This is a genomic window from Variovorax sp. GW460-12-1-14-LB1 (genome assembly GCF_059423605.1).
Genome location: NZ_JBWKYF010000014.1, coordinates 105,915 through 116,136 on the forward strand (window position 1 = coordinate 105,915; position 10,222 = coordinate 116,136).

The window sequence follows — 10,222 nt, forward strand, 5'->3', positions numbered from 1 at the left end:
ATGCCGCCCCGATCCACGGCGATGCGCGGCTGCTTACTTCGCGCGCGCGGCGATGGCCTTCTCGGCCTTGGCCACCAGGTCGACGCCGACGGTCGACTTCCACTTGTCGTACACCGGGCGCGTGGCCTTCACGAAGGCGTCGCGCTCGGCCGGCGTGAGGTTGGTCACCGTCACGCCCATGGCCGCGATGTCCTTCAGCACGGGCTTGTCGGCTTCGACCAGGCCCTTGCGGGCGATGGCGATTTCCTGCTTGCCGGCATCGAGCGCGGCCTGGCGCACGATGGCCTGATCGGCCGGCGTCCACGAGGCCCAGATTTCCTTGTTCACGACGAACACCAGCGGGTCGGCCACGTAGCCCCAGGTGGTGACGAACTTCTGGCCCACCGTGTGCATCTTGAGCACCGTGAACAGGAACAGCGGGTTCTCCTGGCCGTCGACCGCGCCGCTGGCGAGCGCGGGCTGCGCGTCGGCCCAGCTCATCTGCGTGGGGTTGGCGCCCAGCGCGGTGAGCATGTCGGAGTAGATGGGCGAGCCCACCACGCGGATCTTCATGCCCTTGATGTCGGCCGGCGACTTGATCGGCTTCTTCGAGTTGGTGATTTCGCGGAAGCCGTTCTCGCCCCAGGCAAGCGGCACCACGCCGGCCTTGTCGAGCGTCTTGAACATGTCCTTGCCCACCTCGCCCTGCGTGAGCGCGTCGATGGCCGCGTAGTCGGGCATCAGGAAGGGCATCGAGAACAGGTTGAGCTGCTTCACTTGCGGCGACCAGTTGATGGTCGAGCCCACCGCCATGTCGATCACGCCCTGGCGCAGCGCGCTGAACTCGCGCGTCTGGTCGCCTTGAATGAGCGACACGCCCGGGTACAGCTTGATGTTGATGCGGCCCTGGGTGCGCTCCTTCACGAGGTCCGCCCAGATCTTGCCGGCCTGGCCCCACGGCGTGGGTGGGCCCAGCACCAGCGACATCTTGTACTCGGGCTTGTAGGTGGCCTGCGCCATCGCGCCGGTCGAGAACAGGCCGAGCGTGGCGGCGACGGCGGCAAGGCCCAGCAGGGTGCGGCGGAATTTCATGAGAGAGGTCTCCTCTTGGTCTGTCGATGGATCGAAAAAATCAGTAGCCCAGCTTGCGCGGCAGCCAGAGCGCGAGTTCGGGGAAGGCGATCACCAGCACCATCACCACGAACATCGAGAACAGCATCCAGCCCACCCACGGCACGGTTTCTTCCATGCGCACCTTGGCGATGCGGCACGAGACCATGAGGTTGACCGCCAGCGGCGGCGTGAACTGGCCCAGCGCCACCTTCAGCGTGAGGATCACGCCGAACCACACCGGGTCCCACTTGTAGTGCTGCACGATGGGCAGCAAGAGCGGCACGAAGATCAGGAAGATCGACACGCCGTCCAGGAACATGCCCACGGTGATCAGCAGCAGGATCAGGAGCGCCAGGATGCCGTACTCGCCCAGCCCCGAATTCACGATGGCGCGCGTGACCGGATCGATGACGCCCAGCGTCGAGAGCGAGTACGCGAAGATGCCCGCCAGCGACACCACCAGCAGGATCACCGCCGACAGCTCGCCCGATTCGCGCAAGATCACGAACAGGTCGCGCACCTTGATCGTCCGGTGGATGCACATGCCCACGAACAGGCCGTAGAACACGGCGACCACGGCCGCTTCGGTCGGCGTGAACCAGCCCGCGCGCATGCCACCCAGGATGAGCACCGGCGCCGCCAGGCCCCAGATCGCTTCGCGAAAACTCTTCCAGAACGGCGGGCGCGGCAGCGTCGATTCGAGCGCGCCCATCTTGTGCTTGCGCGCCAGCCACACGGCCGGAATCATCAGTGCCAGGCCGGCCATGATGCCGGGGATCATGCCGGCCGCGAACAGCGCCGGCACCGAGGCGCCGGGCACCAGCACCGAGTACACGATGAACGCGACCGAGGGCGGAATCAGGATGTCGGTCGCCGCCGCGGCGCCCACCACGCTGGCCGAGAAGGCCGGCGGGTAGCCGGCGCGGCTCATGGCCGCGATCATCACCGCGCCCACGGCGGCGGCGTTGGCCGGGCCCGAGCCCGAGATGCCGCCCAGGAACATCGCCACCGCAATCGCCACCAGCGGCAGCATGCCGGGGCCGCGGCCCACGATGGCGATGGCAAAGTTGACCAGCCTCAGCGCCACGCCCGAGCGGTCGAAGATGGAGCCGACCAGCACGAACATCGGAATGGCCAGCAGCGGGTACTTGCCCAGGCCGGCGTAGAAGTTCTGCGGCACGGCCAACAGGCCGAACCACTGCGCGTCGGCGTTGGCCAGCGCGATGCAGGCCGCTCCCGCCAGGCCGAGCGCGGCGCCGATGGGCACGCCCACCAGCATCATCACGACGAAGGCGACGAAGAGCAGGGTGGCGATCACTTGGCGTCGCCCTTGCTGTTGCTGTCGTCAGACTTGTAGTTCGTCTTGCGGCCACGGCGCACCATCAGGCCGATGGCACGCCCCGCGATCGCGAACGACACGATGGGCAGCCAGATCGAATACCACCAGGCGGGCAGGCCGATGCCGGGTGTGGTTTCCTCGAAGCGGTAGTCGTCCCACACCATGCGGATGCTGAGTGCGCCGATCAGCGCGAACAGAATGGCGATCATCAGCGCGCCGAACTGGGCCAGGCGCTTGCGCCGCGCCATGGAGCCGCTTTCCGAGAAGTACTCGATGCGGATGTGCCGGTCGCGCGCCACCGCGGCCGAGCCGGCCACCAGCGCCAGCATGATCATGAGGAACACCGAGAACTCCTCCGTCCACGCGAAGGACGAGTCGGTGAAGTAGCGCACGATGACGTTGGCAAACGTGATGAGCGCCAGCGCACCCATGATGAGGACCGTGAGCCAGTCTTCGATGGCGAGGGGAACCTTGGTGGGTTCGTCGGCGGCTTCGATGTCGGGGGGGAGGGGACTGGCGGCGTCCAGCGTGGGGCCGGACTCGGGAGGAGTTGTCATCGCAGGAAAGGGCAGCTGAGGCAGGCGCCAGGTCACCGGGCGGACGCCGGGACGCGATCCGTACACCTTGACAGGCGAGCAGCGCTCGATGCTAGGGGGTCAATGACCATTCATATATCGGGGGTTTCCTTAGCTGTGGCGGTGTGATGACGGCCTCGGCTGGGGGGCCTTCGGGGCGCGTGCACAGGACACCGGGTACTCCCCTCCGCGAATGTCCCCCGCCCTTCGGGCTCCTCCTTGATTTCGCTGCGGGGAGCACCCGATGCCCTGCGCACGATGAGTGCGGCTGTGGCGTTGGCGGTTCGATCGCTGCGGTGGATTGCAGATGGATGTGCGGGGCGTACCACTGAGCTTTCGTGAGAGGCGCGCGGTGGACAAGCAGAAGTCCGAAGGACCGGTGTCGGCTGCGGTCGACATTGGCATGACTGCGTTCAATGTTCGCGTCAGACTGCGAGCTGTCTTTCAGTCACGACGTCTGACCGTCGCCTTCAGGCCCATTGCTGAAGTCAACCTGCAGCCCACAGAAGCGTCGAAGGCTTCTGGAGCCCTTCATAATCAAAACCTGCCCCCGCTTGTTCGAGATACCGACCTTTCGTCATGGATAAATTCTTGCTGCAACAGCAGGTGCTGGAACGGCTCGCCGAAGACCTGCTGCAAGCCGAACAGGCAGTGCGGGCAGCCCATGAAACGGCGACTCACGAAGAGAACATCGCCGAAAACAAATACGACACATTGGGACTCGAAGCCGCCTACCTGGCCACCGGCCAAGCTCGGCGCGCCGAAGCCATACGCCAGGCGATGGCCAATTGGCGCCAATTCCGTCCGCGTCCCTACGACGCCAGCATAGGAATACGGCTCGGCGCGTTGGTCTGCCTGGTCGATTCCGACGACAAGCAGCAACAGCTCTTTCTCGGCCCGGATGGGGGCAGCATGACGTTGGTCAGCGGCACTCAGCTTGTTCAGGTCATCAGCGGCGAAGCCCCTTTGGGTAGGGCAATGCTGGGCAAATGCGAGGGTGATGAGGTGTCGATACAGGTCGCTCCAACCCGACAGCAGTTTGAGGTGCTGCGGGTTCTTTAAGCCGCGACTGGACAGAAGCGGCGCGCGTGACGTTGAGAGTCAGTCGAAGGCGGCGGACCTCGACCTGCATGGACGCTAACTAGGGTCTCGACGAACGTTCCTCGAAGATGGGCCCCGATTTCCCAGTTGTAGATTTCAGCTGCGCGTTGGCGAGCTCTCCAAGACTCCTGATAGCCCCTTCCAAGCGCGGGTCGCCGAGATACCCGTAGTTGATGCGCAGGTGCCGGGTGTATCGGCGGTCGGCTGAAAACAAATGGCCCGGCGCTACGCCTATGCCGAGCCGAAGAGCGTCCTGGTGCAGTGCGAGCGAGTCGATACCTTCTGGCAGCGCGAGCCACAGGAAATAGCCACCCTCGGGGCGCGTGACCCGCGTTCCAGTTGGAAAGTATCGATCGATAAATCGCAAGCATGCAGCCTGCTGGCGGCTGAGCGAATGCCGCAGGGCGCGCAGGTGACGATCGAAACTCTTGTGTTGCAGGTACTCCTGCAACGCCAGTTGCGAGGGGAGTGCCGTCGCCAGCGAGCTCATCAACTTGTTGCGACCCAAAGTGGCTGCAAAGCGACCGCCCGCTACCCAACCGATGCGATATCCGGGTGCCAGGGATTTCGAGAAAGAACTGCAGTGCAGCACCCAGCCATCCCGGTCCCAGGCCTTGGCTGGTGGCGGTCTCCGAGCCCCATGCGCGAGCTCGCCGTACACGTCGTCTTCGATCAGCGGTATGGCGCGGGTGGCGAGCATGCTGACCAGTTGCTCTTTGGCTGTGTCGCTCATGGTGCAGCCCATTGGATTCTGGAAGGTCGGCATGAACCAGCAGGCCTTCACCGGATGCTGGTCGATCACGCGAGCAAGAGAGTCGAGATCTACGCCTGTTCGCGGGTGCGTCTCAACCTCGACCGCGCGAAGACCGCGCCGCTCCAGTGCCTGCAACGCACCGTAAAAGGTTGGCGTTTCGATCGCCACGACGTCGCCTGGCTGCGTCACCGATTCGAGCGCAAGATTGAGTGCTTCCATCGCCCCGCTGGTGATGACCAGTTCAGACGCAGGAACATCCATCCCGACGCTGCCGTAACGCAGGGAGATCTGATGGCGTAATAAGGCGTTTCCTGGTGACAAATCCTCGACGGTCTGCCAAGGATCCATCCGCTTGAGCGCTCGCGTCAGGCCGGCGGCAAGTTGCTCGAAGGGAAACAGCTCTGGCGACGGAAAGGCCGAGCCGAGCGGGACCATATCGCGCTCGCGAGCCTGTGCAAGGACCTGAAAGACAAGCGACGAGACGTCGACCGACATGGACCGCAGGACAGGCGCGCTGGCGGCGAGTTCGTTGGCCGGCATTTCCGCGCCCGCTCGAACGAAGTACCCCGACCGCTGCCGAGCTTCGACAAGCCCTTGCGCCTCCAGCAGGTAGTAAGCAGAGAACACGGTGGACGCACTGATGCCCATTTGCGACTTCAGTTCGCGCACGGAGGAAAGGCGATCGTTCGCCTTCAGGCTACCCGCGCGAATACGCTGAGCGATGTTGTCGGCAAGCTTCTCGTAGCGGTTCATGGGCATCTCTTTCTGATACGGTCGTTCTGGACCGCTCCAGAGATTGTCATATCAGACGTCGGCCCGCCCCGGCGAGACTACCGGCCTCCTTTCATCTGATACGAAAATTTTCAGCTGATCTGGTTCTGTACGTATCAGCCTGGAAGACAAACACTCGACAGCACGATGAGAGTGCTTCTGTGGTGCAGGCAGACTGCGCCGCCTTTCGACGCGTCTTGCGGACGCCCATTTAGCTGACCGCTACCGTTTCGTTAGATTGATTGATTGATTGACCGTTTCTTCATTGGTCTATTGAGCTAATCGCCGCACTCGAGCACTTCGCCGTCTGTCACCATTGATATCCCTTCAATCATGAATTCAATCCCTATCTCTTTTGTTATTTTCAAGGTTCTCGTGCTCAGCGTGGGCATGTATCTAGCCGTCAAGTGGCACTACGAACGGGGACAGAAGGACAAGAATCAAAAGACAGCCGCAGTGGTACTGACATCCATCAAGGTGGGCGGGGCGTTCGTCGCTTCTGCGTTCCTCGTGCTCTTCCTCACCTTTGAATTTTGCAATTGGATGGGGCTGGACCTGGCCATGCAGTGATTGGAAGTTTTCGGTCGATAGCCTGGATACGACGCGACTAACGGCACGACCCTTTCAGAGACGGGCACCGGCACGATGGCGCGGTATTTGGCTGGCATGCCGACGTGCGAGGCGAGCTCGCCGATGGCAAAGTGCTCGCCCAGAATTCATGTCAAGTGATCGCCCGGCTGCATAGTCTCTGCTCCTGCGCCAACCTGCGTTGGTGCCGGGCATCAGGCCAGTTACCTTCTTGCCAGCAGCCTTGAGGCGGCGCCGGAACTCGATCTGGCCATCTTCGATTTTCATATTCGATGAGCCCGCCGAGTGGCTGCTTGTGGCCGCAACGAGCCCTAGTCATCGACCTCAACAATCTGAGGCCCCCATCGACTGAGCTCGTTCCGCTGACTCTCGGTGAAGGTGCGTCGCGCGAGCACAAGCGACTGCAACCCGGTGATGCCTGCCAATGCCGCGATGGTCGCTATGGAGAGCCGCGAGGCGTCGAGCGCAATTTGCTGGATGCCTCGCAGACCGCAAAGCGGAATGACCTTATCGTCCGCCAAAGATACATCTATAAGAGTGACCGCAAAGACCTCCGCGTCCCACACGTAGCCGCCACCGACGGCTTCCACGCCGTCGAGAATCGACTGATTGGCTTGGCTTTCTTCAGGCGTCATTTTCGGTTCACTGTATTGAAGGGGCGGGAAGCAGGCGCGCCCCGTCTGGAAAGCTGAGAGGCGCCGACGAACTTCCGCTCTTGGCCGACTGCAGCCGGTCGCCTTGCCATCGCAAAGGGCGCTGCTCTCGACAATTTCGCGCGATCATGAAAGCTAGAGCTGGAATGGATTGACACACCCCCGAGGCAATGGAAAAGGCCCATTTAGGATGTGTGAATCCCCGTCCCACCATCAAAAATTCCTACGGATTTCGGCTGGGGCCCAGTGTCGATTCATGTACTTCATTGTGAATATGGGCCCTTCGATAATCCGGAGACGGACAACGTGCGTCTGATGAGTTCGCGCACATGAGATTAACTAAAAGGAAACAACGCTTGTGGAGCAACATCGCTTTGGGCCTATGCTGCCACCGTACCTCCAGGGGTCGCGCGAAGGCCGTGTGCAGCACTTGGCCGAACACAGCGGCACCTGCCGCGGTGCAGTCCTGTGCGTTGCATGCAACGGAATCGATGGCTTTCATGCCGGGATGGCAGCCAAGCAGTACGGCCATGCGTGTCCTGGCATCGAGGATACGGGGTGGGGCACGCGTGAGGTGACAGTTCGGCATTCCTTCGGGAATCGGTTGACGTTTGCCAACGCAGTGAGCACGTGACGGGCCGTCCGAATGCCCCGAACCGCCGACGGCCGTGGCTACAGTCGATGGCAGCCCTCGCCGTCGCGACCTTGATCGGCTGGGGGTGCCTTATTGGAGCGATCGAAGTGGTGGAAAGCGTGCGCACCGGCGTGCTCAACAACCGCAAAGGACCTGACATCCTTGCCGTCGAGCAGCCTGTCCTTTACTGGGCCCTGATCAGCTTCTACGCGGCGGCAACCCTGACCGCCGCCGGCTTGGCGCTTTTGGTGATGGCCATTGCCGTGCGCGATCTGATTGGTGCAAGAGGCCCTGATCGATGAATGCGTCGTCTACGCGCCTGGCGACCTGCGTGCGCGTTGCCGAGGTGTAAAAGTGGCGCGATCTTTCCTATGCCGGCTGGAGCGCGAGATTCCGGCTTGAAGATGGCCCGCGGACCTCGAAGGGTCGAGGTGGTGACGAGCCCGTTGCCGGCTGTCAGTGCGGCGTAGTTCTCCTAGTCAACTCGCAAGCGACTGCGTGGCGACGCCGAATGACTGCTTCTGTCCGAAGCCGGGCTTCCGCTGATTCACAGAAAGATGGTGTGAGGCTGCAGTTTCACTCCTTCCTACATACGCACTCACAAAGAGTTGACGAGTTGTCTGTTCGCTGTGATTTGTCAGTGCGCCGAGAGCAGATACTTCATGCCCTGCGTAAAGCCACGCGGCGCGACGGTGAGATGGTCTTCGTCGTTCAGGACCGCTGACTTCAGCTTCAAGCTTGGGTACTTTCTGCTCTGTAGCGCCGTCTCCAGCGCCTGGTTGTCGGCAACCATGTCTACCGTCTGGTTGTAGCGCCGAACACCTTTGCGCAGCGCCTCATAGGCGCCGACATAAAGATAGACATTCGCCGTCAGGTCCCGGTTCTGTTTGGCGTAGCTCGCTTCGAGCTTCAAGGCATGTCGCTTGTCGTACCAGAGAGATGGGCTGCCGAGGATATAGCCGTTGAACAAGCCGGGCTCGGTGAAAAGGATCTGCATCCCAAGCAGGGCGCCGTAGGAGTGGCCGAGAAAGATTGCTCTGGCCGGGTCGGCCCGGTAGCGAGCGGCGATGAACGGCTTTACCTGGTTGCGCAGATATTCTTGATAGGCGCGCGCCTGACCGTGGACCGCATTGGCAGGCGCGGTGCTGGGGCCGTTCGGTGTCGGTGTGTAGTCGCGCTGGCGGCTGACCGCGCCGTCCTCGCCCTTTGCGTAAGACAGGCCGACGAGGATGAATTCCTCGATCTGAGGCCCTTCAACGTTCAGGCGGCGCCCCAACTGCCGGACGATCGGGAAAGCGTAGTCGGCGTCAGTCACATACAGCACGGGGTAGCGCTGCCGCGGCTGCTTCGCATAGGACGGCGGCAAAGCAACGAAGACTTGGTAGCCGCGGCCTGAAACCGGATCGGGCACGTCCCATACCTCGCTGTCGACAACCTCGTAAGGCCGCCCCTCGCCGGGCTGCACCTTGGGCGTCGTTTGGGCCTGGGCGTGTGCCGGATCGCCAGAGATGCCGAAGCTGGCGATGAGGGCAACCAGCAAGGCATTCAGAAAACGTTGTTGCATGTGATGAGGTCTTCGCAGGTCGGAGGAAATTCTGGTGCAGACCGAGAGGATGGCTTTCGTTCGACACCTGTCCCACGAGACAGGCCTGCACGCCTGGCTATCTCGCGAATGCACAACCATTCATTTCATTTGCATCTTTTACTCAGAGCAAATCAGCCGGCGCATCATGCCTTGTGCATGTCGTATGGATGCACTTTGGGTCTCGGCTCGACCCACCCGGCCGCTCCGGTATCCAACTACTTCAATTGGAGACCCAAATGAAAAAATTCATTCCCAGCGCCATCGCCAGCCTCCTGATCGCAGGGGCAATCTTGCCGGTCGCCGCCAAGGAGAAAGTCGTCGACCGGAGCATCACGGAAGCGGAAGTCCTGGGGGCCCAGCAGGCCTGGTGCAAGGCGCTGGTCGACATCAGCGCCGCGAATTCCAGCGGAGGGCAGCCGGCCGCCAGGGCGCTGGCCGAGAAGGTCATCGACAGCGCCTACGCCTACCAGCTGGGCGCAGTGCTGTTCAAGCCGACGCTCACGACATCGCCGCAGACCTTTCGCACCGCTCGCGACGGCGCGCTGGCGTACTTCGTGGGCGGCAACCCTGCCTTTCCCAACGACACCGGCTTCGCCCTGAAGGGCTGGACCAAATGCGAGATTGCCAACACTGCCGTGCTCATCCACGGCGACGTGGCCAGCACGCTGGGTAACGTGCTGTTCACCGACCCGGACGGCAAGGTCACCACGGTCGACAAGACCTGGACGTTCGTGAAGGACGGTGCCGGCAAGCTGCGCATCGTCGTGCATCACTCGTCGCTGCCGTACGCTGGCCGTTGAACACCGCGTTCGAGTGCCGGCAGGCCCAGGCTCTGGTGCGGCGCCTTCAAGGGGCCTTCATCGGGTGATGAGGGCCCCTCGGAGGACCGTCGTTGGTGGCTCAAAGGCGCGAATCGGTGGCAGCACGCCGTCGTAGCGTTCGACCTGCACCGTGGTGCGTTGCCCCGCGCAACCCTGCGCCAGTGATGAGGTGCCGATGTCACGCGTCAACACATCGGGCTTGCCGTGCACGCTTGCACTTCGAGCGGCAGTGTGTTGATTTCCATGGAATCCTGACCCGCGATTTCCATCGAATATTGACCCACCCTCTTTGCGAGCCAGCCGGCTCAC

Annotated in this window: 12 protein-coding genes; 5 read left to right on the top strand and 7 right to left on the bottom strand. The window is 62.4% G+C overall.

Annotated elements, in window-relative coordinates; translation table 11 throughout:
• Nucleotides 1-33: 33 nt before the first annotated feature.
• The 3 genes from AC07Y4_RS10210 to AC07Y4_RS10220 are packed head-to-tail and all read right to left on the bottom strand — an operon-like array spanning nt 34 to nt 2,988.
• Complete coding sequence (locus tag AC07Y4_RS10210; protein ID WP_062471046.1) at nt 34-1,071, bottom strand: DctP family TRAP transporter solute-binding subunit; 1,038 nt, start codon at nt 1,069-1,071, stop codon at nt 34-36.
• A 40-nt stretch (nt 1,072-1,111) separates the two neighbouring features.
• Nucleotides 1,112-2,410 (bottom strand): TRAP transporter large permease, encoded by a 1,299-nt coding sequence (locus tag AC07Y4_RS10215; protein WP_487848583.1) that lies wholly within the window; start codon nt 2,408-2,410, stop codon nt 1,112-1,114.
• Nucleotides 2,407-2,988 (bottom strand): TRAP transporter small permease, encoded by a 582-nt coding sequence (locus AC07Y4_RS10220; RefSeq protein ID WP_487848582.1) that lies wholly within the window; start codon nt 2,986-2,988, stop codon nt 2,407-2,409. The genes AC07Y4_RS10215 and AC07Y4_RS10220 overlap by 4 nt, the downstream gene beginning before the upstream one ends.
• Nucleotides 2,989-3,585: 597 nt before the next feature.
• On the opposite strand from AC07Y4_RS10220, the gene AC07Y4_RS10225 reads away from it, so the two are divergent.
• Nucleotides 3,586-4,068, top strand: a complete 483-nt coding sequence (locus AC07Y4_RS10225; protein WP_487848581.1) for a GreA/GreB family elongation factor — start codon at nt 3,586-3,588, stop codon at nt 4,066-4,068.
• A 79-nt stretch (nt 4,069-4,147) separates the two neighbouring features.
• Here AC07Y4_RS10225 and AC07Y4_RS10230 read toward each other — a convergent pair whose 3' ends face one another.
• Nucleotides 4,148-5,614, bottom strand: coding sequence for an aminotransferase-like domain-containing protein (locus AC07Y4_RS10230; RefSeq protein WP_495274465.1), 1,467 nt, complete (start codon nt 5,612-5,614; stop codon nt 4,148-4,150).
• Nucleotides 5,615-5,965: 351 nt separating this feature from the next.
• Between AC07Y4_RS10230 and AC07Y4_RS10235 the strand changes: the two genes are divergently transcribed.
• On the top strand, nt 5,966-6,202 hold the full coding sequence (locus AC07Y4_RS10235) for a hypothetical protein (protein ID WP_062471033.1): 237 nt from the start codon (nt 5,966-5,968) through the stop codon (nt 6,200-6,202).
• 329 nt (nt 6,203-6,531) lie between these two features.
• Here AC07Y4_RS10235 and AC07Y4_RS10240 read toward each other — a convergent pair whose 3' ends face one another.
• A complete protein-coding gene (locus AC07Y4_RS10240) occupies nt 6,532-6,855 on the bottom strand; it encodes a hypothetical protein (protein WP_495274466.1) in 324 nt (107 codons plus the stop codon).
• 376 nt (nt 6,856-7,231) lie between these two features.
• Here AC07Y4_RS10240 and AC07Y4_RS10245 point away from each other — a divergent pair, with 376 nt between their 5' ends.
• Nucleotides 7,232-7,507 carry a glyoxalase superfamily protein gene (locus tag AC07Y4_RS10245; protein WP_487848578.1) on the top strand — a complete coding sequence of 92 codons (276 nt, stop codon included), beginning with the start codon at nt 7,232-7,234 and terminating at the stop codon, nt 7,505-7,507.
• 47 nt (nt 7,508-7,554) lie between these two features.
• Nucleotides 7,555-7,809, top strand: coding sequence for a hypothetical protein (locus tag AC07Y4_RS10250; protein ID WP_487848577.1), 255 nt, complete (start codon nt 7,555-7,557; stop codon nt 7,807-7,809).
• Nucleotides 7,810-8,144: 335 nt separating this feature from the next.
• Here the strand turns inward: AC07Y4_RS10250 and AC07Y4_RS10255 are convergent, their stop codons facing one another.
• Nucleotides 8,145-9,071: an alpha/beta hydrolase gene (locus tag AC07Y4_RS10255; protein WP_487848576.1), complete on the bottom strand. Its 927-nt coding sequence runs from the start codon at nt 9,069-9,071 to the stop codon at nt 8,145-8,147.
• Between the two features lie 257 nt (nt 9,072-9,328).
• Between AC07Y4_RS10255 and AC07Y4_RS10260 the strand changes: the two genes are divergently transcribed.
• Nucleotides 9,329-9,892, top strand: coding sequence for a metal-independent carbonic anhydrase family protein (locus tag AC07Y4_RS10260; RefSeq protein WP_070060194.1), 564 nt, complete (start codon nt 9,329-9,331; stop codon nt 9,890-9,892).
• A 57-nt stretch (nt 9,893-9,949) separates the two neighbouring features.
• Here AC07Y4_RS10260 and AC07Y4_RS10265 read toward each other — a convergent pair.
• Nucleotides 9,950-10,222, bottom strand: a 273-nt coding sequence (locus AC07Y4_RS10265) for a hypothetical protein (protein ID WP_495274467.1), incomplete at its 5' end; no start/stop codon positions are given.